This window comes from Campylobacter sp. IFREMER_LSEM_CL2090, from assembly GCF_025771865.1.
GTDB classification, from domain to species: domain Bacteria; phylum Campylobacterota; class Campylobacteria; order Campylobacterales; family Campylobacteraceae; genus Campylobacter_D; species Campylobacter_D lari_D.
In genome coordinates this window covers 32,867-53,326 of sequence record NZ_JAKMRA010000003.1, presented here as the reverse complement: position 1 = coordinate 53,326, position 20,460 = coordinate 32,867, and the positions used below count along the sequence as shown (strand labels likewise).

The 20,460-nt window shown below is 31.5% G+C and carries 23 protein-coding genes and 2 pseudogenes; 21 read left to right on the top strand and 4 right to left on the bottom strand.

All coding sequences use genetic code 11. The features are described 5' to 3' along the window. Positions 1-31: 31 nt before the first annotated feature. The 6 genes from L8V85_RS02355 (at position 32) to map (ending at position 5,850) form a co-directional block, all read left to right on the top strand. Entirely contained in the window at positions 32-505 is a 474-nt protein-coding gene (locus L8V85_RS02355; protein ID WP_263737399.1) for a DNA-deoxyinosine glycosylase, read from the top strand. Next, positions 505-1,056 (top strand): ribonuclease HII, encoded by a 552-nt coding sequence (locus L8V85_RS02350; RefSeq protein ID WP_220567005.1) that lies wholly within the window; start codon positions 505-507, stop codon positions 1,054-1,056. Before L8V85_RS02355 ends, L8V85_RS02350 begins: the two co-directional genes overlap by 1 nt. Before the next feature lie 159 nt (positions 1,057-1,215). Continuing rightward, positions 1,216-2,244, top strand: a complete 1,029-nt coding sequence (locus tag L8V85_RS02345) for a tRNA-dihydrouridine synthase (RefSeq protein WP_220567006.1) — start codon at positions 1,216-1,218, stop codon at positions 2,242-2,244. A 98-nt stretch (positions 2,245-2,342) separates the two neighbouring features. Continuing rightward, on the top strand, positions 2,343-3,626 hold the full coding sequence (locus L8V85_RS02340) for an aromatic amino acid transport family protein (protein ID WP_133319191.1): 1,284 nt from the start codon (positions 2,343-2,345) through the stop codon (positions 3,624-3,626). A gap of 11 nt (positions 3,627-3,637) precedes the next feature. Then, positions 3,638-5,005 carry an L-serine ammonia-lyase gene (locus L8V85_RS02335; protein ID WP_263664497.1) on the top strand — a complete coding sequence of 456 codons (1,368 nt, stop codon included), beginning with the start codon at positions 3,638-3,640 and terminating at the stop codon, positions 5,003-5,005. Between the two features lie 89 nt (positions 5,006-5,094). Continuing rightward, positions 5,095-5,850 carry a type I methionyl aminopeptidase gene (gene map / locus L8V85_RS02330; RefSeq protein WP_263706953.1) on the top strand — a complete coding sequence of 252 codons (756 nt, stop codon included), beginning with the start codon at positions 5,095-5,097 and terminating at the stop codon, positions 5,848-5,850. 16 nt (positions 5,851-5,866) lie between these two features. Here the strand turns inward: map and L8V85_RS08360 are convergent. From L8V85_RS08360 to L8V85_RS02315, 4 genes and pseudogenes are all read right to left on the bottom strand, one after another. After that, positions 5,867-6,361 (bottom strand): annotated as a pseudogene (locus L8V85_RS08360) (methyl-accepting chemotaxis protein); the annotation flags it as partial. Positions 6,362-6,994: 633 nt separating this feature from the next. Next, positions 6,995-7,609 (bottom strand): annotated as a pseudogene (locus L8V85_RS08405) (DAHL domain-containing protein); the annotation flags it as partial. Between the two features lie 44 nt (positions 7,610-7,653). Beyond that, positions 7,654-8,577 (bottom strand): cytochrome-c peroxidase, encoded by a 924-nt coding sequence (locus tag L8V85_RS02320; protein WP_243705637.1) that lies wholly within the window; start codon positions 8,575-8,577, stop codon positions 7,654-7,656. A gap of 54 nt (positions 8,578-8,631) precedes the next feature. Next, positions 8,632-9,921 (bottom strand): MFS transporter, encoded by a 1,290-nt coding sequence (locus tag L8V85_RS02315; protein ID WP_263737398.1) that lies wholly within the window; start codon positions 9,919-9,921, stop codon positions 8,632-8,634. Positions 9,922-10,056: 135 nt separating this feature from the next. Here L8V85_RS02315 and infA point away from each other — a divergent pair, with 135 nt between their 5' ends. From infA to hisIE, 15 genes are all read left to right on the top strand, one after another. Next, positions 10,057-10,275: a translation initiation factor IF-1 gene (gene infA / locus L8V85_RS02310; protein WP_012660842.1), complete on the top strand. Its 219-nt coding sequence runs from the start codon at positions 10,057-10,059 to the stop codon at positions 10,273-10,275. 173 nt (positions 10,276-10,448) lie between these two features. After that, a complete protein-coding gene (gene rpmJ / locus L8V85_RS02305) occupies positions 10,449-10,562 on the top strand; it encodes a 50S ribosomal protein L36 (protein WP_002781429.1) in 114 nt (37 codons plus the stop codon). Between the two features lie 3 nt (positions 10,563-10,565). Next, positions 10,566-10,931, top strand: a complete 366-nt coding sequence (gene rpsM, locus L8V85_RS02300; RefSeq protein WP_012660843.1) for a 30S ribosomal protein S13 — start codon at positions 10,566-10,568, stop codon at positions 10,929-10,931. Between the two features lie 9 nt (positions 10,932-10,940). Beyond that, entirely contained in the window at positions 10,941-11,333 is a 393-nt protein-coding gene (gene rpsK, locus L8V85_RS02295) for a 30S ribosomal protein S11 (protein WP_133319145.1), read from the top strand. A gap of 30 nt (positions 11,334-11,363) precedes the next feature. After that, positions 11,364-11,990 carry a 30S ribosomal protein S4 gene (gene rpsD, locus L8V85_RS02290; protein WP_263659172.1) on the top strand — a complete coding sequence of 209 codons (627 nt, stop codon included), beginning with the start codon at positions 11,364-11,366 and terminating at the stop codon, positions 11,988-11,990. Between the two features lie 14 nt (positions 11,991-12,004). Further along, positions 12,005-13,018: a DNA-directed RNA polymerase subunit alpha gene (locus tag L8V85_RS02285; protein ID WP_039627711.1), complete on the top strand. Its 1,014-nt coding sequence runs from the start codon at positions 12,005-12,007 to the stop codon at positions 13,016-13,018. Between the two features lie 3 nt (positions 13,019-13,021). Next, complete coding sequence (rplQ, locus tag L8V85_RS02280) at positions 13,022-13,375, top strand: 50S ribosomal protein L17 (protein ID WP_012660847.1); 354 nt, start codon at positions 13,022-13,024, stop codon at positions 13,373-13,375. Positions 13,376-13,492: 117 nt separating this feature from the next. Next, the gene (gene hisG / locus L8V85_RS02275; RefSeq protein WP_133319147.1) at positions 13,493-14,392 is read left to right on the top strand and encodes an ATP phosphoribosyltransferase; all 900 of its coding nucleotides are present in this window, start codon (positions 13,493-13,495) and stop codon (positions 14,390-14,392) included. 9 nt (positions 14,393-14,401) lie between these two features. Further along, a complete protein-coding gene (gene hisD / locus L8V85_RS02270) occupies positions 14,402-15,682 on the top strand; it encodes a histidinol dehydrogenase (RefSeq protein WP_263737397.1) in 1,281 nt (426 codons plus the stop codon). Beyond that, complete coding sequence (hisB, locus tag L8V85_RS02265; protein ID WP_263737396.1) at positions 15,679-16,746, top strand: bifunctional histidinol-phosphatase/imidazoleglycerol-phosphate dehydratase HisB; 1,068 nt, start codon at positions 15,679-15,681, stop codon at positions 16,744-16,746. Before hisD ends, hisB begins: the two co-directional genes overlap by 4 nt. Positions 16,747-16,812: 66 nt before the next feature. Next, the gene (locus tag L8V85_RS02260) at positions 16,813-17,511 is read left to right on the top strand and encodes a hypothetical protein (protein WP_041570259.1); all 699 of its coding nucleotides are present in this window, start codon (positions 16,813-16,815) and stop codon (positions 17,509-17,511) included. A gap of 21 nt (positions 17,512-17,532) precedes the next feature. Next, entirely contained in the window at positions 17,533-18,114 is a 582-nt protein-coding gene (gene hisH / locus L8V85_RS02255) for an imidazole glycerol phosphate synthase subunit HisH (RefSeq protein WP_263737395.1), read from the top strand. A gap of 6 nt (positions 18,115-18,120) precedes the next feature. Continuing rightward, positions 18,121-18,855 (top strand): 1-(5-phosphoribosyl)-5-[(5-phosphoribosylamino)methylideneamino] imidazole-4-carboxamide isomerase, encoded by a 735-nt coding sequence (locus L8V85_RS02250; RefSeq protein ID WP_263737394.1) that lies wholly within the window; start codon positions 18,121-18,123, stop codon positions 18,853-18,855. Continuing rightward, the gene (gene hisF / locus L8V85_RS02245) at positions 18,837-19,604 is read left to right on the top strand and encodes an imidazole glycerol phosphate synthase subunit HisF (RefSeq protein WP_263737393.1); all 768 of its coding nucleotides are present in this window, start codon (positions 18,837-18,839) and stop codon (positions 19,602-19,604) included. Before L8V85_RS02250 ends, hisF begins: the two co-directional genes overlap by 19 nt. A gap of 11 nt (positions 19,605-19,615) precedes the next feature. After that, positions 19,616-20,242: a bifunctional phosphoribosyl-AMP cyclohydrolase/phosphoribosyl-ATP diphosphatase HisIE gene (gene hisIE / locus L8V85_RS02240; RefSeq protein WP_263737392.1), complete on the top strand. Its 627-nt coding sequence runs from the start codon at positions 19,616-19,618 to the stop codon at positions 20,240-20,242. Positions 20,243-20,460 lie beyond the last annotated feature (218 nt).

The window sequence follows — 20,460 nt, the reverse complement described above, 5'->3', positions numbered from 1 at the left end:
ATAAAATATTTTATTTTTATCAAGGCCTAATATGCAAATTTTAACTCATCCTTTTGAACCTTTCTTTGATGAACACTCAAAAGTTTTAATACTAGGTTCTTTTCCATCTATTAAATCAAGAGAAGAAAATTTTTATTATCAACATAGTAAAAATCGCTTTTGGTGTATCTTTGAAATATTATTTGAGTGTGAGTTAAAAACAGTACAAGAGCAAAAGGCTTTTTTAAAAGCAAATCATATAGCACTTTGGGATGTTATAGCAAGTTGTAAGATAAAAAATTCAGATGATAAAACTATTTCTTATGCCAAAGCAAATGATATAAGTATTATTTTAGATAAGGCAAATATAGAAAAAATTTGTGTATTAGGTAAAGTTGCAAGTAAATATTTTGCTAAATTTTATCCTGAACAAGAATTTTTTGAACTTCCTTCAAGCTCACCTGCCAATATAAATTATTCTTTAGAAAATTTAGTAGAAAAATACACTATTATAAAGGAAAAATAGTGGCTTTAGTCGGAGTAGATGAGGCTGGGCGTGGGGCTTTAGCTGGAGATATGCACTTGGCAGCTTGCAAGCTTTTAAAAAATATTGATGGTTTAGCTGATTCTAAAAAATTAAGTGCAAAAAAAAGAGAAGAATTATATGAGCAAATTCTTTCTAATTCAAATTTTTTAATCCTTGCTTTTTCACCTTTGCAAATTGATATTTTAGGACTTAGTCAGTGTTTAAATTTGGGTTTAAAGATAATAAAAAAACATTTTAACCAAGATGAGATTTTATATGATGGAAATTTAAATTATGGTGTTTTGGGTATTAATACTATGATTAAAGCTGATATGAAAGTGCAAGAAGTTTCAGCTGCTAGTATATTAGCTAAGGTAAGTCGTGATCAAAAAATGTGTTATTTTTCTAAAATATATAATAATTATGATTTTGATAAACACAAAGGTTATGGTACAAAAGCTCATATAGAAAAGATTAAAGTATTTGGTTATTCACCTTTGCATCGCAAAAGTTTTATGTTAAAGTGTTTTGAGAAAAGCTTATTTGATTAGATTGTGTTTTGTAGTTTTAATAATGAAAAAATATAATTAAAAACTATTTTTTTAATAATAATCTATTAAAAATTATAATATTGGTCTAAAATACTCTATGTTTTAAGAAAAATTAATTTTTTTCTATTATAGTAATATAAAAATATTTTAAGGGGTATTATGTCTTTACTTTTAAGTGAGCTAAAGATTGGAAATTTTTATGTAAAAAATCGTATCGTAATGCCTCCTATGGATATGTATGAAACACAAGTTTTAGATGGTAAGATTAATCAATTTCACTTGATACATTATGGAGCTAGAGCTTTGGGTGGTGTTGGGCTTATCATAGTTCAAGCTTGTGCGATTAATGAAAATGCAAAAATTGCTGATAATGATATAGGCCTTTGGGGAGATTTTCAAATTCGAGGACATAAGGAGCTTGTCGATCTTTGTCATCATTTTGGTGCTAAAGTTGCTATCCAACTAAATCATAGTGGTCGTAAAAATTCATGCAAACAAGCTATATCAAAAGCCCCAAGTAATATCGCTTTTAGTGAAAAATTTTCTAAACTTCATGTTTTAAGTAAAGATGAAATTTTACAAATTGAACAAGAATTTATCCAAAGTGCTAAAAGAGCTAAAGAAGCAGGCTATGATGCGATAGAGCTTCATAGTGCTCATGGGTATTTGCTTAGTTCATTTTTATCTCCTTTATCAAATCAAAGAGATGATGAATATGGTGGTAGTTTTGAAAATAGAGCGCGTCTTTTGTGTGATATCATTAAGCGTATAAAAAAAGAAGTTGATATTACTTTATTTGTAAGAATTTCAGCTACAGAGTGGCAAGAGGGTGGTTGGAATTTGGAAGATAGTAAAAAACTTGCCTTGATTTTAGAAAATTTAGGCGTTGATATGTTAGATATTTCAGCAGGAGGAAATATCAACAAACCTTCTTTAGTGCCAAATATAGCACCACTTTATCAAGCTCCTTATGCTAAGGCTTTAAAAGAAGTTGTTAAAATTCCTATATCTTGTGTGGGTCTTATAAATAGTGCTAGCGAAGGTGAGGCTTTGCTTTTGGGTGAGGTGTGTGATTTAGTTTGTTATGGTAGAAAATTATTAAGAAATCCAAATTTTGCAAATGAAGCCGCAGTTGCTTTAAATGAAAGGGAAAAAATCACGCCAAACTACTCAAGAGCATATTTGTAAAATAATACAAAAAGTTTTTAGGTAAAAGCTTTTTTTATTATTTTTTACAAGGAGAAAATGTGGATAATCTTAAGTGGAATTCTTTTGATACGCGTTGGATGCTTTCTCTTTTTGGGACTGCAGTTGGTGCGGGGATTTTATTTTTACCTATTAAAGCAGGTGTTGGTGGTTTTTGGCCAGTTGTTGTAATGGCTTTGATTATTTTTCCAATGGTGTATTTAAGCCATAGAGCCTTAAGTCGTTTTGTATGTCAAGCAAATGGTAATGATAAAGATATTACTCATGCGGCTGAAGAGTATTTTGGTAGAAAAGTAAGTATTTTTATTTCTGTGCTTTATTTCTTTGCAATTTTCCCAATTTGTTTAGCATATTGTGTAGGTATAACTAATACTTTTGAGAGTTTTATTTATAATCAATTCTTACCACTTTTAGATCCAAATGGTTCTTTCGCAAACGCAATTAGTGCTATGTATCAAACAAGTGTAAATGAGCAAGGAAAAACTATAGCTAATTTACTTCCTTTTTATAGAGCGCTTTTTGCTTTTGTTTTAGTAAGTATTTTTATGCTTATTATGCTTTTTAGTGAAGAATTAATTACCAAAGTATGTGAGTGGCTTGTATATCCTTTATGTGCTATTTTATTTTTATTTTCTTTATATCTTATCCCGCAATGGTCGTTTGAAAGTTTTAGTGCTATTCCTGGAACAAAAGAGTTTATTACTATAGTATGGCTAACTTTACCGGTTTTAGTGTTTTCATTTAATCACTCACCAGCGATTTCTACTTTTTCTTTAAGTGTAAAAAGACAATATCCTGAAAATTCAGTACAAAAAGCAAATCAAGTGTTATTTAGAACTTCTGTAATGTTACTTGCTTTTGTAATGTTTTTTGTGGTATCTTGTGTGCTTTCTTTAACTCCTGCAGAACTTGCTGAAGCTAGAGCACAAAACATACCTGTACTTTCTTATTTTGCTAATAAACTTGATAATCCATTTATTTCTTATGGTGGTCCACTAATCGCATTTTTAGCAATTTCTAGTTCATTCTTTGGGCATTATTTTGGTGCTAGGGAGGGTGCTTATGGTATAGTTAGAAAATGTTGTAAATTAGCAGGTAATGATAATCCGGATTTGAAAAAAATCGCAGTTTATTCAACTTTGGTAATGTATATTGTTATGTTAATTACTGCTTATGTAAATCCAAGTATTTTAGGTTTTATTGAAAGCTTAGGTGGTCCAATCATTGCCGCAATCTTATTTTTAATGCCTATGATTGCAATTTACACTGTATCTAAAATGAAAAAATTCCAAAACAAAGCTTTAGATGCATTTGTGTTTATCACAGGTATTTTGACAATCATCACTGTAATTTATACTTTTTAAGGTGCTGATGAATGAGTAGTAATTTAAGTATATTTAAAGTTGGTGTTGGTCCTTCATCTTCTCATACTTTAGGACCAATGCTAGCAGGGAATATGTTTTGTGAAAAAATCAAAGATAAAATCACACAAATTACAAAAATTCAAATCAAACTTTATGGCTCTTTATCGCTTACTGGTAAAGGCCATTTAAGTGATAAAGCTATTATATGGGGGTTGAGTGGCTTAAGAGCAAAAGAATTAAATGTTGCTTTGCAAGATCGTGTGTTTAATAAAATTTTGCAAGATAAAATTTTGGTTTTAGATGCTCAAAAAGAATTAAATTTTGATTATGATAAAGATTTGATTTTTGAAAAAGACTTTTTACCTTTGCATGAAAATGGATTGAAAATAAGTGCTTATAATGAAAATGGAGAAATCATTGCTGAAGAAATTTATTATTCAGTAGGTGGTGGTTTTGTTATGAGTGAAGCTGAACTTCAAAAACACAAAGACGGAGCTTGTGAGCAAAAACATACTAAATTAGAACTTGATATTAATAACGCAAGCGATGCTTTAAGAATTTGCGAAGAAAATTCATGGGATCTAGCAAAACTCTCTTATGAATATGAGCTTCAATTTCACACTAAAGAAGAAATTAGAGCTTATTGTTTAGAAATTTGGGAAGTAATGCAAGAAGTTTATTATAATGGTATTCATCCAAGCTCAGATTTTCTTCCAGGGAATTTACATTTAAAACGCCGCGCCAAAGGACTTAATGAGCGTTTGGCTATGACAAGTGATCCTTTAGGAATTATTGATTTTATTTCTTTATATGCTATTGCTATTGCAGAGGAAAATGCAAGTGGAGCTAGAGTGGTAACTGCACCAACTAATGGTGCATGTGCTGTTGTGCCTGCTGTAATGCTTTATCTTAAAAATCATACTATTGGTTTTAACGATGAAAAAGCCATTAATTTTTTACTTACTGCTATGTTAATAGGCTCTTTTTATAAGAAAAATGCAAGTATAAGTGGTGCTGAAGCTGGCTGTCAAGCTGAAATTGGTAGTGCAAGTTCTATGGCAGCAGGAGCTATGGCTACTGTAATGGGTTTTGATGCAAAGATAGCTTGTAATGCTGCTGAAATTGCAATGGAGCATCATTTAGGTTTAACTTGTGATCCAGTAAGTGGTTTAGTGCAAATTCCTTGTATAGAAAGAAATGCCTTTGGAGCGATTAAAGCAATTTCAGCTGCTAGAATGGCAATGAGTAGAAAATCAACTCCAAAAGTAAGTCTTGATGAGGTTATAAAAACTATGTATGAAACCGGCAAAGACATGAACTCAAAATACAAAGAAACTTCTTTAGGTGGCCTAGCTACTAATCTTACAAGTGTATGTTAAAACCTTAAGTTTTAAAACTTAAGGTTTTTCCTTAAAGCTTTTAAAAGCGCATAAATGCTAAATTTTTAAAAATTTTAAGGAAAATATAAATGATAGAAATCAAAAAACCAGCAGAAATAGAAAAACTACGCAAGGCAAATGAACTTGTAGCTAGAACGCTTGACTATCTAGAGGGTATTATAGTTCCGGGTATGAGTTTAAAAGAAATTGACATTAAAGCAGAAGAATTTATACTTGATCATGGTGCAAAACCATCTTTTAAAGGCTTATATGGTTTTCCAGGCAGTATTTGTATCTCGCTTAATCAAGCTTGCATTCATGGTGTAGGGGATGAGCGTATTTTAAAAGAAGGTGATATTTTAGGGCTTGATGTGGGTACTTGCATAGATGGATATTATGGAGATGCAGCAAGGACTATACCTATAGGTAAAATTTCAGCTACTGATGAGGCTTTGATTGCTTGTGCTAAAGATGCTTTGTATTATGCTATAGATATTATCAAAGAGGGCATGCGTTTTAAAGAACTTTCTTATGAGCTTGGTGAGTTTATTACTAAAAGAGGTTTTGTACCTTTGAAAGGTTATTGTGGCCATGGTATAGGTAAAAAGCCACACGGTGAGCCTGAAATTCCAAATTATTTAGAACCAGGAGCTAGTGCAAAAAGTGGCCCTAAAATCAAAAATGGCATGGTATTTTGCATAGAGCCTATGGTATGTCAAAAAGATGGCACACCAGTACATTTAAAAGGCAATTGGGAAGCAGGAAGCAAAGATGGTTTAAATGCAGCTCATTATGAGCATTGTGTTGCGATTATAAATGGCAAAGCAGATATTTTATCTAAGTAAGAAAGTTTAATCTTTCTTACTCGAATGTTTTTAGTTTTTCTGAAAGTTTAGAAGCATTTTCTAAAACATCTTGTGAAATTTGCGTTAAATCAAAGGAGTAGTTTTTAACACAATTTGCAAGCTCAGTCACTTTTTCTACATTTTGTTCTAACTCATTCATTTTAGCTTTTGACTCATCACTTTTTTCTTCCATAATTTTAGTAGAATGGATACTTGTTTTTAATTTTTCTATAGAAGCACCGACTTCACCTTGTAAGATATTAGCTTTGTTGGAAGTATCACTCATGGATTGATGAATTCCATCCATCAAACTTTTGTTGTCATTGATTTGTTGTACTATAGTTCTTACAGTAGTTTCTATAGCGACTAAAGATTTTGTAGTTTTATCAGCTAAGTTTCTAACTTCATCAGCAACAACAGCAAAGCCTCTACCATGTTCTCCTGCACGAGCTGCTTCAATAGCTGCATTTAAAGCTAGTAAGTTAGTTTAATCGGCTATATCTTTGATAGCTGCTGTAACTTCTACAATACTATCAGCACTTTGTACTAGTATATCCATAGCACTTAAAACACTTTGTTCTTTTTCTCCACTTAGTAATATAAGCTCTACTAACTCTTTAAGTGTTTTTTCAACTTCTCCCATAACTTCTTGCATATCATGCATATCTTTTATAGTATTTTTAGCTAGATTTTGAGTTAAGTCTATATGACTTTCTAAAACAGAACTTATTTCATGGACATTAGAAATTTGCTCATGCTGTAAAAGTGAACTTTGCTGTAAAATTTCAGCATTTTGGGAAAGTTTTTGTGAGCTTTTGTGACTTGAATTTGCAGTTTGTATGGCTTCTAAGATTGAATTTTGCACTATCTGTATGAAAGAATTAATATAGCCAGCACTTGTAGCTAATTCACTTTTTTTATCAATGTCTAATCTTGCACTTAAATTCGCATGTTCTCCTGCTAGATTTGCACTTAGTTTTTCAAGTAAAGATATAGGTATGATTACTTTTTTTAATGTTAAAAGTATGAAAAAAATCAATACAACTAAGGTAAATAGGAAAATTCCTATAGCTGTATAAAGATTATATTTATTTTGTAGATTGATATTTTTAGCAATTAAATTTTGGTGTGCTAGAATTTGTTTTTGCAGTTCTTGATCAAGAAAACTTTGAGAATTATCTTTTAATATTTTAATTTGACTTAATATCATCTTACAATGTGTATTAAAAAGCTCAAATAACTCTTGTGGTAATTGAGAATCTTTTGCGTTTAAATTTGTGACAAGATTTTGTAATCTATTTTGTGCTAAAGGTTCTAATATATCCATAGTTCCTATAATGCTTAAAATATTTCCTATATATTCTATTTGTTTAGCCTCTTGAGTAGTGAGTGCTAATTGATTTGTTTGTTTGATGATTTCTTGTTGAATTTCATAAAGATAAAGCTTTGAATTTATAGCAATAGAATTGGCTGATTTAAAATGTTGTAGTTGTGTATTTTTTTTCTGAAAAATTGCTTCTAGCTTTTTAGTATCTATTTCATTAGCTTTTAAAATAGCTAAAGTATTTTCAAAATCTCTTACTAGTTTGACGCTAATGTCATAGTTTTGTAGATTTAGTTTATTTTTAAAAATTTCATCTATTTTAGTATCTAGAATTTCTAATTTTTGAAAAGAATCCATAATAAGTGAATTTCTTTTGGTGGTATTGTAAGTATTAAAAATAAATAAAGTCAAAGTTAAAAGCAATACCAAAACCACTATGGATAAAGTGATGAATTGTTTTAAAAAAGAGAAAGTTTTTTTTATTTGAGTGGATCATGGTATTCTCCTGTTAAAGAATTTAAAAATGCAACTATATCATCAACTACATCTTGCTCTAAAAATTTACCAAGCTGATAATACGCCATAAATTGTACGCAAGCATCAAGTGTTGGCATAGAACCATCATGAAAATAAGGAGCAGTTTTGGCTATGTTTCTAAGACTTGGCACTTTTACTACAAATTGATCGTGAGGATCTTGAGTGATCTCATAGCGTCCTTTCCAATTTGTTCCATTATCATAAGGAACAAATACCCCCATTTTTTGATACATATTTCCACCTATATTTTGTCCTTGATGGCACGCTATACAACCATTTGATAAAAAGGCATTATAGCCTCTTTTTGCTTGTTCGCTTATAGCATTTTTATCTCCCTTTAAGTAGCGGTCAAATGGGGAATTTGGCGTAAGTAAGGTTTTTTGAAATTCAGCTAAAGCATCTGCTATATTATCAAAGGTAACTTCTCCGTAAAGTCTTTTAAATTCTTTTTCATAAATTGCGTTAGTTTTTACTATTTGCACCACTTCATCTGCATCTTTTAACCCCATTTCTTTAGGGTTTAACAAAGGATGTTTGGCTTGTTCTTGTAAATCTTTTGCATTGCCTCTCCAAAATTGTGCCAGGCTAAAAACGGCATTAAAATTTGTAGGAGTATGGAATGGCTCATCTATTATGCCATTAATACCTGTTGAAAAAGTTTTATTATCTACTCCAAAATTTGCAATATCATGACAACTATTGCAAGATACTTTTTTATCTTTTGATAAACTTGTATCCATATAGAGTTTTTTTCCTAAAATAGCTTTTTCTTTATTATAAGGAATGCTTTCTGGTATAGGTGTAATCATTTCAAATGCTAAAAGTGGTAACAAAGAAAGTATTAAAACAATAAAAATTTTCATAATCATTTTCCTTTAATTTTATAAATTTTTAATTAATAATTTTTTTTAATTATAACATTAAAATCTTAACCTCTTATAAGTAAATATGGTAGTTATCAGTGTTATCAGGGATAAAAACAAAATATAAATAAAAATTCCATACACGAAAGGATTTTCAGGTTTTATAGCCAAAGAATGTAATGCAAATACAAGTTGAGGAGTGAAGCCACCCGCTATTGCATAAGCTATATTATAAGAAAAAGAAATTCCACTAAAACGAATACTTGGCTTAAAAATTTTACACATTAAAATAGGTGCTAAAGCATTAATACCACCAAAAAAACACGCTATAAAATAAAAATATATGCTCAAATGCAAAATTTGAGCATAGAAAAAATAAAAATAAAAAAAGCACGATAAACTAAATCCTATGGTAAAAATTAAAGCGGTAGCTAAAAAACCAAATTTATCAACCCAAATTCCAGCAAGTAAAGTTCCACAAGATAAAATCACTATTGCAAACATTTGGATTAAAATCGCATCTGTTTTATCAAGAATCAAAACTTCTGATATAAAATTGGGCATAAGTAAAATAAGTATTATCACGCAGGCTGTGAGCATCCAAGTTAAAAGCATAGAAGCAATGATGTCTAAATAAATATTTTTTTCTTTAAAAAGTGTTTTTAAAGGAAATTTTTCTAAATCATTTTCTTGTCGCATTTTTTGAAAAACAGGTGTTTCTTCTAAAAATTTTCTAAGATATATAGAAATGATACCAAAAAATCCACCTATGGCAAATGGAATGCGCCAAGCATATTCATAAATTGCTTCTTGATCAAAGTAATGATTAATCGCTAAGGCAACAATACAACCTAAAAGAATTCCAAAAGCCATAGAAGCATTAATAGCGCTAATATAAAAACTATCTCTTCCATCGGGTGCATGTTCTTTTACAAATACCCAAGCGCCAGGGAGTTCTCCGCCTATAGCTATACCTTGAGCTATTCTAACAAGTAGTAAAAAAATAGGAGCAAAATATCCTATAGTTTCAAAAGTAGGTATAAAAGCTAGAGAGAAAGTTGGAAGCACCATGAGTAATATACTAAACATAAACATCTTTTTGCGACCCATTTTATCTCCAAAATGTGCCATAATTATACCACCGATTGGTCTAGCTAAATATCCTGCTGCAAAAGCTCCATAAGTGTTTAAAAGTTTCCAAAAATCACTTAAATCACTAGGAAAAAAATTTCTTGAAATATAATTAGCAAAAAATACAAAAATAACAAAATCATAAAATTCTAAAGCTCCACCCAAAGAAGATAAGGAAAGAGTTTTAAAATCACCTCTTTTTAAAGTTTTTGACATCTATAAATACTTTCTTTTTGTAGTAATTTTGTAATTATAGTAAAAATATTATAGTTTGTAAAAAAATATTAAAAATTTAAAAAGAAAAATTGTGATAAAATAATAGCTTTGTATTTTATAGAAAGGAGAGAAATATTGGCAAAAGATGATATTATCGAAATCGATGGTAATGTAATCGAAGCTTTACCTAATGCGACTTTTAAAGTTGAATTAGATAATAAACATGTGATACTTTGTCATATTGCAGGTAAAATGCGTATGCATTATATTAGAATTATGCCTGGCGATAGAGTTAAAGTAGAGCTAACGCCTTATAGTCTTGATAAGGGTCGTATTACATTTAGATACAAATAAGTCTAAGTTGTTTAAAAGCAAAAGTAAAGTATAATTAGCACTTTTGCAGAAATTGCAATAAAACTGTATGAAGAAGTATTTTCAAAATCACCACTTATTTTGAAAATAGTTGGTTGCTCTAAAAACCTGGTGCAGTTGTAAAAAAGTGGAATTTACAATAACAGGAGTAAAGCATGAAAGTTAGACCATCTGTTAAAAAGATGTGTGACAAATGCAAAGTAGTTCGTCGTAAAGGCGTAGTTCGCATTATTTGCGAAAATCCAAAACACAAACAAAGACAAGGATAATTTATGGCTCGTATTGCAGGTGTAGATTTACCAAAGAAAAAAAGAATTGAATATGGTTTGACTTATATTTATGGTATAGGTTTGCATACTTCAAGAAAAATCTTAGATAAAACCGGAATTTCTTATGATAAAAGAGTTCATGAGTTAAGTGAGGACGAAGCAGCGGCTATCCGTAAAGAAATTCAAGAAAACTATATGGTTGAGGGTGATCTTAGAAAACAAGTTGCTATGGATATCAAAGCATTAATGGATCTAGGAAGCTTTAGAGGCTTAAGACATAGAAAAGGCTTACCGGTTCGTGGTCAAAAAACAAAAACAAATGCCAGAACTAGAAAAGGTAAGAGAAAAACCGTTGGTGCAAAATCATAAGGATAGAAAATGGCAAAAAGAAAAGTTGTTAAGAAAAAAATAGTTAAAAAAAATATAGCTAAAGGTATAGTTTATATCAGTGCAACATTTAATAATACTATGGTTACTGTAACTGATGAAATGGGAAATGCTATTGCATGGAGTAGTGCAGGTGGTTTAGGATTTAAAGGTTCTAAAAAATCAACTCCTTATGCGGCACAACAAGCAGTAGAAGATGCTTTAAATAAAGCAAAAGAACATGGTATTAAAGAAGTAGGCATTAAAGTACAAGGGCCAGGAAGTGGTCGTGAAACAGCAGTTAAAAGTGTAGGTGCTATGGAAGGTATCAAAGTAACTTTCTTAAAAGATATTACCCCATTAGCTCATAATGGTTGTAGACCACCAAAACGTCGTCGTGTCTAAGAATAAGATATAAGATTTAGGAGAATTATAATGGCAAGATATAGAGGACCAGTAGAAAAATTAGAAAGACGACTTGGCGTAAGCTTGGCAATGAAAGGCGAAAGAAGATTAGCAGGTAAAAGTGCTTTAGATAAACGCCCTTACGCACCAGGTCAGCATGGACAAAGAAAAGCTAAAATTAGTGAATATGGACTTCAATTAAGAGAAAAACAAAAAGCTAAATTTATGTATGGTGTTAGTGAAAAACAATTTAGAAGATTATTTAGTGAAGCTGCTAGAAAAGATGGCAATACCGGTGCGCTTTTGATCCAGCTTTTAGAACAAAGACTTGATAATGTTGTTTATAGAATGGGTTTTGCTACAACACGCCGTTTTGCTAGACAACTTGTAACTCATGGGCACATTTTAGTAAATGGTAAAAGAGTAGATATTCCTAGTTATAGAGTAGAAGCAGGTCAAAAAGTTGAAGTGATTGAAAAAAGCAAAAACAATCCTCAAATTTCAAGAGCGATCGAACTTACTGCTCAAACTGGTATAGTTGCTTGGGTTGATGTAGAAAAAGATAAAAGATTTGGAATTTTTACAAGAAAACCTGAAAGAGAAGAAGTTATCATTCCAGTTGAGGAAAGATATATCGTTGAGTTGTACTCTAAATAATAAAGGTTTTTGATATGAGACATATTACAACTTCTGCTTATACACCAACAGAGTTTAGTATTGAAAATATCAGTGATACAGTAGCAAAAGTAAGTGCATGGCCTTTTGAAATCGGTTATGCTATTACTTTGGCGCATCCTTTGCGTCGTTTGCTTTATTCAAGCACAGTAGGTTTTGCTCCAACAGGAGTTAAAATCAAAGGCGTAGCACATGAATTTGATAGTATGCGTGGTATGCTTGAAGATGTAGCATTGTTTATTATCAATCTAAAAAAATTAAGATTTAAACTAAAAACAGATTCTGAAAAAGAAATCGTAACTTTTAGTTTTAAAGGACCAAAAGAAATTTGCGGAAAAGACTTAGACAATGAAGTTGTTGAAGTTGTGAATGCAGATAGCTACCTTGCAACGATTAATGAAGATGCAGATTTAGAATTTACTTTAATCATTGAAAAAGGTATAGGTTATGTGCCTTCTGAAGAAATTCAAAATTTCTTAGATCCTGAATTTATAGCACTTGATGCGTTCTTTACTCCGGTAAAACATGCGGTTTATGATATAGAAAAAGTGCTTTTTGAAGATAATCCAGATTATGAAAAAGTTGTTTTTACAATCACAACTGATGGTCAAATTTCACCAAGTGACGCTTTTAAAAATGCTTTAGAAGCAATGTATAAACAATTATCAGTGTTTGATAAAATCACTAATGCACAAAGCGTTGTAAGAAGTCAAACACCAAATAATGAAGTAGAACATGTAAAATTACTTCAAAATATAACTGAGTTAAATTTAAGTGCAAGAAGTTTTAACTGCTTAGAAAAAGCAAATGTAGTTTATATTGGTGAACTTGCTTTAATGAGTGTTAGCGAACTTGCAGATTTAAAAAATCTTGGTAAAAAATCTTTAGATGAGATTAAAAGTGTAATGGAATCTATAGGTTTCCCTATAGGAAATTCAAAACTCAGTGATAGTGCAAAAGAAACGCTAAAGAAAAAAATTACAGAATTAAAAGCACAAAATGAAGGATAATCAATGAGACATAGACATGGATATAGAAAGTTAGGTCGCACTTCAACTCATCGTGCAGCCTTATTAAAAAACCTTACCATTGCTATTATTAAAGCAGGTAAAATAGAAACAACATTACCTAAAGCAAAAGAATTAAGAGGTTATGTTGAAAGATTGATCACTCGTGCAAGAAAAGGTGATTTCAATGCTCACAGAGCAGTTTTTGCTAGCTTGCAGGATAAAGAAGCTACAAATAAACTTGTAACAGAAATTGCACCTAAATTCGCAGATAGAAATGGTGGTTATACAAGAATTATCAAAACAAGAATCCGCCGTGGCGATGCTGCAGAAATGGCTTTCATCGAATTCGTAGCTTAATTTTTAGCCTTTTTAAAGGCTAAAAACTTCTTATTTTTATTTATTTACTTACTATTTTTTGTATTTTTATCCATTTTTTGCTACTATTAATCTTTTTAACTACAAAAAAGGAAAAAAATGCAAGAAAATTCAAGATTACGCATAGCTATACAAAAATCAGGTCGTTTAAGTAAAGATTCTATTGCCTTGCTTGAGTCCATAGGCGTAAAACTTCGCATACATGATCAAAGTTTAATTGCTTTTTCTACAAATTTACCTATTGATTTACTTAGAGTAAGAGATGATGATATACCAGGGTTAATTTTTGATGGAGTGGTAGATCTTGGCATAGTTGGGGAAAATGTTTTAGAAGAAAATGAGTTAGAAAGAAAATCAAAAAACGAAAATGCAGATTTTATAATGCTTAAAAAGCTTGATTTTGGTGGGTGCCGCTTGTCTTTAGCATTACCAGAAAATAGTGAGTATAAAGGTATAGAAAGTTTTAAAAATTTACGCATAGCAACATCTTATCCACAGCTTTTAAAGCGTTTTATGGAAGAAAATAATATCCCCTATAAAACTTGTATGTTAACAGGCTCAGTTGAAGTAGCACCAAGTGCAAATTTAGCTGATGGAATTTGTGATTTAGTTTCAAGTGGAGCTACTTTAAAAGCAAACGGACTTAAAGAAGTTATGGTAATTTATAAGTCAAAAGCTTGCATTATCCAAAGAAAAGAAAGTTTAGCTTCACACAAACAAGAATTAATCGATAAATTACTCATTAGAATTCATGGAGTTATGCAAGCAAGAGAGTCAAAATACATCATGTTGCATGCTCCTATTGAAAAGCTAGAAAAAATCACAGCCTTGTTACCAGGTGTTGAAAAACCTACAATTTTACCTTTAGAAAATGATAAAGCTAGAGTGGCATTACATATGGTAAGTCAAGAAAATTTATTTTGGGAAACTATGGAAGCTTTGAAAAAAGAAGGTGCAAGTGCGATTTTAGTTTTACCTATTGAAAAAATGCTCTCTTAAAGGATAAAAATGCAAATACTTGATTTTGAAAAATTAAACCAAAACGAACAAGAATTAGCACTCAAGCGTCCTGCTATGAGTGCTAATGCGCAGGTTAAAACCATAGTAGAACAAATTATTGAAGATGTTAAAATAAATGGCGATGAAGCTTTAAAACAAATGGCTATAAAATTTGATAAAGTAGAGTTAAATTCCATCAAACTAAGTGATGAAGAGCTTAGTAATTTAGCAGAGCAAATTGATGATGAGTTAAAACAAGCTATCAAAATAGCTTATGAAAATATCTATAAATTCCACAAAGCTCAAGAAAGTCAAACCATAGAGGTTCAAACCTTTGAAGGGGTAACTTGCAAGGTGCTAACAAGAGCCATTGAAAAAGTAGGGCTTTATATACCAGGAGGCTTAGCACCACTTTTTTCAACCGCACTTATGCTAGCTATCCCTGCTAAAATTGCAAAATGTAAATTCATAGCCTTAGCTTCCCCAGCGCCATTACATCCTGCCATTGCTTTTGTGGCAAAACTTTGCGAAGTTGATGCAGTGTATCAAATAGGTGGAGCAGGAGCCATAGCAGCGCTTGCTTATGGAACGCAAAGTGTGCAAAAAGTGGATAAAATTTTTGGCCCAGGAAATGCCTTTGTAACTGAAGCCAAAAAGCAAGTTAATAATCATGGAGTAGCTATTGATATGCAAGCAGGGCCTTCTGAAGTGTTAGTTTTAGCAGATGAGTTTGCTAATACTAAATTTATAGCTTCAGATTTACTCTCTCAAGCTGAACATGGAGCAGATTCTCAAGCGATTTTAGTTTGTACAAGTGAAAAATTAGCCAAAGAAGTAGATAATGAAGTTGCTTTACAGCTTGAAAAACTCTCGCGTAAAGAAATTGCTTCAAAATCTTTAGCACACTCTAAAATCATTCTTGCAAAAGATATAAAACATGCCATAAGTATTTCAAATGACTATGCACCCGAGCATTTGATCATTCATACACAAAATCCATCTAGCTTACTTGATGATATTATGCATGCAGGTTCGGTATTTTTAGGTGAGTATTCTCCAGAATCTATGGGAGATTATGCAAGTGGAACAAATCACGTATTACCAACTTATGGTTTTACCAAGTCTTATTCTTCACTAGGGCTTGCTGATTTTATGAAAAGAATGACTGTACAAGAACTTAGCAAAGAAGGCTTTAAAAAGCTTGGTCCTGTGGTGGAAATTTTAGCAGCAGCTGAAGGGCTTGATGGGCATAAAAATGCCGTGAGTTTAAGATTAGAAAGTCTAAAATGAGTGCAAAAATTTTATTTATCGATAGAGATGGTACACTCATTGATGAGCCAAAAGATGATTTTCAAATCGATTCTTTAGAAAAACTTGAGTTTGAAAAAGGTGCTATCAATGCGCTTTTAAAGTTAAAAAATTTTGATTTTAAATTTGTTATGGTAAGTAATCAAGATGGTCTAGGCACAAATTCTTTTCCTAGGGAAAATTTTGACAAGGCTCATGAAAAAATGCTAAGTGTTTTTCAAAGTTGTGGCATAGAATTTGAAGATATTTTTATATGTCCGCATTTTGAGCATGAAAATTGCGCCTGCAGGAAGCCAAAAACTGCCATGCTTGAAAACTATATCAAAAATAAACTTTATGATAAAACCAAAAGTTTTGTTATAGGCGATAGAGACAGCGATATGCTTTTAGCGCAAAATCTTGAAATTCAAGGTTTAAAATACGATAAAAACGATTTTAACTGGGAGCAAATCGCTGATTTTATTTTGCAAAATTACCGCAGTGCCTGTATAGAGCGTAATACCAAAGAAACCCAAATTCAAGTTAAAATGGCTTTTAATGAAAAAGCAAAAGCTAATATAAAAACAAATATCGCATTTTTTGATCATATGTTAGAGCAAATTGCTACGCATGCAAATATATCTTTAGAGATAAGATGCAAAGGGGATTTAGAAGTTGATGAACATCACAGCGTAGAAGATGTCGCACTTGCTTTGGGCGAGGCTATTAAAAATGCACTAGATCAAAAAATAGGTATTGCAAGATATGGCTTTGTTTTACCTATGGATGAGTGCTTGGCAAGTTGTGCAATTGACTTTTGTAATAGACCGCATTTAGTTTATAAGGCTAAGTTTAAAAAAGAAAAGCTTGGAGAATTAAGCACAGAAATGATAGAGCATTTTTTCTACTCACTAAGCTATGCTATGGGTGCGAGTTTGCATTTAAAAGTTAAAGGCAAAAACGATCATCACAAAGCCGAAGGACTTTTTAAAGCCTTTGCAAGAGCTTTAAAAATGGCTATAAAAATAGAAAATGAAAACCTAGCAAGCTCTAAAGGAGTGATATGAAAATTTTTTTTATAATGCAAGTGTTTGTAAAATATGATCACTTATTATGTTATATGAGACTTAACAATGAAACAAAAAGATAATGTTATAGAAGCTTTTAAAAATAATAATAACTTTGCAACTTTAAGTCAGCTTTATATGCTGACAGATGTTAGTAAATGGGAAACAAAAACACCTTTTGCAAGTATTAGAAGAATATTACAAACAAATAAAGAATTTTATAAAATCACAGCAGGACTTTGGGGTTTAACAGAGAAAAAGCATGAGATTGAAAAAAAATTAAATTTGATAAATAACGAATGTCAGTTTAGTCATTCTTATTATCAAGGGCTTATTGTCTCAATTGGAAATTTAAGAGGCTTTCAAACTTTTGTTCCTAGTCAAGATAAGAATAAATATTTTATGGATACTAGGTTAGGCGACTTGGCTACTTTAGATTCTCTTTATAGTTTTACATATGATGAATTGACACAAAAAGCTAAATTTAGCGATTGTATTTGGTTTAATGAACGAAAAATGCCTCATGCTTTTTATGAGGTAGAGCATTCTACTAATATAAAAAATTCTATTAACCGTTTTTATGAGCTTCAGGATTTTAGAGCAAAATTTTTTATTGTTGCGCATAAAAATAGATATAGAGAATTTCAAAATATAATTTCGAATTCTATTTATGAAAAAATAAAAGATATTGTATATTTTGCAGATTATGAGAGTATTGCTAAGCAATATGAGAAAGAGAGTGTAAAATATGAAATGGGAATTTAATTTTTCAAGAAAGTGTTTATCATGAAACTAGCTATTATAGATACAGGTTGTGCGAATTTAGCTTCACTTGCTTTTGCACTCGAGCGTTTAGGACAAAAAAGTATTATCACGCATGATTTAAAAGAACTCTCGCAAGCAGATAAGCTTTTGCTTCCTGGGGTTGGCACCGCAGCTAAAGCAATGGCTAATCTACAAGCACTTAATTTAGAAAATTTTATCCAAACTACCACAAAACCACTTTTAGGCATTTGTCTTGGTATGCAAATTTTGGGTAAATTTTCAGAAGAATTACACCAAAAAACACTTGGTATTATGTCTTTTGAAACACAAAAATTCCAAGAAAAAACAAATTTTACTTTCCCACATATGGGGTGGAATCAAGTCTTTAGCCCTCATGAGCTTTTTAAAGGCTTAGATGGAGCTTATTTTTATTTTGTGCATAGTTATTGTGTGGGGCTAAATGAATACACCATCGCAGAGTGTGAGTATTCTACCAAATTTAGTGCAAGTTTAAATAAAGACAATTTTTATGGTGTGCAGTTTCACCCTGAAAGAAGCGGCGAAGCGGGCGAAGTATTATTAAAAAATTTCATAAATATGTAGGTAAAAATGCAAACTCAAATCATTCCGGCATTAGACTTAATAGATGGTAAAGTAGTAAGGCTTTATAAAGGAAATTATGCTAAAAAGCAAGAATACAGCTTTGATCCTTTAGCTAAATTTCAAGAGTATGAGGCTCAAGGTGTTGCTTGGCTTCATTTGGTGGATTTAAGTGGTGCAAAAGATCCTAGCAAAAGACAACTAAAACTTATAGAAAACCTAGCTTCTAAGATTAGAGTAAATCTTCAAGTAGGTGGAGGAATTCGCACTAAAGATGAAGTTAAAGCTTTGTTTGATAGCGGTGTTAAACGCGTAGTTATAGGCTCTTTAGCGGTTAAAAATAAGCCCCTTACACAAGAGCTTTTAAATGAATTTGGCGTAGAAAGTATAGTCTTAGCGCTTGATAGTATTTGCGTTAAAGATGAGTTTTTTGTGGCTGTTGATGCATGGAGTAAAACAAGCGATGAGAGTTTGTTTGGGCTTTTAAATTTTTATAAAGATGTAAAACATATCTTATGCACAGATATTTCTAAAGATGGCACGATGAGTGGAGCAAACATCACTTTATACAAAGCTTTGCATGAGAAATTTCCACATTTGCAAACCCAAGCAAGTGGAGGCGTGGCGAGCTTAGAAGATTTTAAAAAGCTAAATGGCATAGTAAGTGGTATCATCGTAGGTAAAGCCTTGCTTGATAAAGAATTTAGCATAAAGGAGGCTCAAGAATGCTTACAAAACGCATAATTGCATGTTTAGATGTAAAAGATGGTAGAGTAGTTAAAGGGGTGCAGTTTAAAAATCATGAAGATATGGGAGATGTTATAGAACTTGCTAAATTTTACTCACAAAATGGCATTGATGAACTTGTGTTTTATGATATTACAGCTTCAGCCAAGAATGAGCGTATCAATAGAGCTTGGGTAAGCAAAGTAGCACAAAATATCTCTATACCATTTTGCGTTGCAGGAGGTATAAAAAGCGAAGGTGACGCAAAAGAACTTTTAGCAAATGGTGCTGATAAAATTTCTATTAATTCCCCTGCTTTAAATGATCCTGATTTAATCTCACGCCTTGCAAAAAGCTTTGGAGTTCAATGTGTAGTCGTAGGCATAGATACTTTTAAAGATGAAAACAACGAGCTTTTAGTATATAAATATACCGGAGATGAGAACAAATCTCATCATAGTGGTAAAAAAACACTAGAGTGGGTAAAGCAAGCATGCGAGCTAGGAGCTGGCGAAATCGTGCTAAATATGATGAATCAAGATGGCATGAGAAAGGGTTATGATCTTGATCAACTTACCAAGGTTAGACAAATTTGTCCTGTGCCTTTAGTGGCAAGCGGTGGCGCAGGAGCTAAAGAGCATTTTTTGGACGCTTTTAAACTTGGTGTTGATGGAGCTTTAGCAGCTTCAGTGTTTCATAAAAAACTTATAGATATTAAAGAATTAAAACTATTTTTAAAAGATCAAGGCATACAAATTCGTATTTAAAAGGAAAAACTATGGGTATAAATGAAGAAGAATTCATAAAAAGCATTAACTGGCAAAAGGTAAATAACCTTATCCCTGTGATAATCCAAGATTATCATTCTTGTGAAGTTTTAATGCAAGGTTTTATGAATGAAGAAGCTCTAAGAGAGAGTTTTAAGCACCAAAAGGTTGTATTTTACTCACGCACTAAAGAGCGTTTGTGGATGAAAGGTGAGCAAAGTGGGAATTTCTTGCATATCATAGATATGGGACTTGATTGTGATAGAGATTGTATTTTAATCCTTGTAAAAGCTCAAGGCGCTACTTGTCATACAGGCGATACTTCTTGTTTTGAAACGCTTTCTAAAAAAGCTGATTTTGTATTTTTATCGCGTCTTGAAAGACTTATCAACTCACGCAAAAACACTTGTGCAAGCTCTTCTTACACGGCTGAACTTTTTTCAAAAGGCACTAAACGCATAGCACAAAAAGTAGGTGAAGAAGGCGTTGAAACCGCTTTGGCTGCTACTATTAAAGATAAAGATGAGTTGATAAATGAAGCAGCTGATTTACTTTATCATTTAGAAGTGTTATTAGCTGATGCGGATTTGAGTTTAAATGATGTGATTGCTAAATTAAAAGAAAGAAATAAAAGTTAAGCGTGATTTCTCACGCTTAATTAAGCAATATTTTTGAAAAGATTCACTAGCTATATCGAGTAATTTAAAAAAAACTTTACACATTAAAATCTAATTTTTGATTTATTTTCTACTTTTTAATTTCATTTTATTTGTATTTTTGGAACACTTATTGCTTTGTCTTGGCTAAGCAATAGTAGATTGTGAAGTAATCACAAAGCAATATTTTTTAAAGGATT

Bases quoted from the DNA above. Each gene is read 5' to 3' on its own strand.
- L8V85_RS02355 (WP_263737399.1), top strand. From the start codon at position 32: ATGCAAATTTTAACTCATCCTTTTGAACCTTTCTTTGATGAACACTCA.
- L8V85_RS02345 (WP_220567006.1), top strand. From the start codon at position 1,216: ATGTCTTTACTTTTAAGTGAGCTAAAGATTGGAAATTTTTATGTAAAA.
- L8V85_RS02340 (WP_133319191.1), top strand. From the start codon at position 2,343: ATGCTTTCTCTTTTTGGGACTGCAGTTGGTGCGGGGATTTTATTTTTA.
- L8V85_RS02335 (WP_263664497.1), top strand. From the start codon at position 3,638: ATGAGTAGTAATTTAAGTATATTTAAAGTTGGTGTTGGTCCTTCATCT.
- map (WP_263706953.1), top strand. From the start codon at position 5,095: ATGATAGAAATCAAAAAACCAGCAGAAATAGAAAAACTACGCAAGGCA.
- L8V85_RS02315 (WP_263737398.1), bottom strand. From the start codon at position 9,921: ATGTCAAAAACTTTAAAAAGAGGTGATTTTAAAACTCTTTCCTTATCT.
- rpmJ (WP_002781429.1), top strand. From the start codon at position 10,449: ATGAAAGTTAGACCATCTGTTAAAAAGATGTGTGACAAATGCAAAGTA.
- rpsM (WP_012660843.1), top strand. From the start codon at position 10,566: ATGGCTCGTATTGCAGGTGTAGATTTACCAAAGAAAAAAAGAATTGAA.
- rpsK (WP_133319145.1), top strand. From the start codon at position 10,941: ATGGCAAAAAGAAAAGTTGTTAAGAAAAAAATAGTTAAAAAAAATATA.
- rpsD (WP_263659172.1), top strand. From the start codon at position 11,364: ATGGCAAGATATAGAGGACCAGTAGAAAAATTAGAAAGACGACTTGGC.
- L8V85_RS02285 (WP_039627711.1), top strand. From the start codon at position 12,005: ATGAGACATATTACAACTTCTGCTTATACACCAACAGAGTTTAGTATT.
- rplQ (WP_012660847.1), top strand. From the start codon at position 13,022: ATGAGACATAGACATGGATATAGAAAGTTAGGTCGCACTTCAACTCAT.
- hisG (WP_133319147.1), top strand. From the start codon at position 13,493: ATGCAAGAAAATTCAAGATTACGCATAGCTATACAAAAATCAGGTCGT.
- hisD (WP_263737397.1), top strand. From the start codon at position 14,402: ATGCAAATACTTGATTTTGAAAAATTAAACCAAAACGAACAAGAATTA.
- hisB (WP_263737396.1), top strand. From the start codon at position 15,679: ATGAGTGCAAAAATTTTATTTATCGATAGAGATGGTACACTCATTGAT.
- L8V85_RS02260 (WP_041570259.1), top strand. From the start codon at position 16,813: ATGAAACAAAAAGATAATGTTATAGAAGCTTTTAAAAATAATAATAAC.
- hisH (WP_263737395.1), top strand. From the start codon at position 17,533: ATGAAACTAGCTATTATAGATACAGGTTGTGCGAATTTAGCTTCACTT.
- L8V85_RS02250 (WP_263737394.1), top strand. From the start codon at position 18,121: ATGCAAACTCAAATCATTCCGGCATTAGACTTAATAGATGGTAAAGTA.
- hisF (WP_263737393.1), top strand. From the start codon at position 18,837: ATGCTTACAAAACGCATAATTGCATGTTTAGATGTAAAAGATGGTAGA.
- hisIE (WP_263737392.1), top strand. From the start codon at position 19,616: ATGGGTATAAATGAAGAAGAATTCATAAAAAGCATTAACTGGCAAAAG.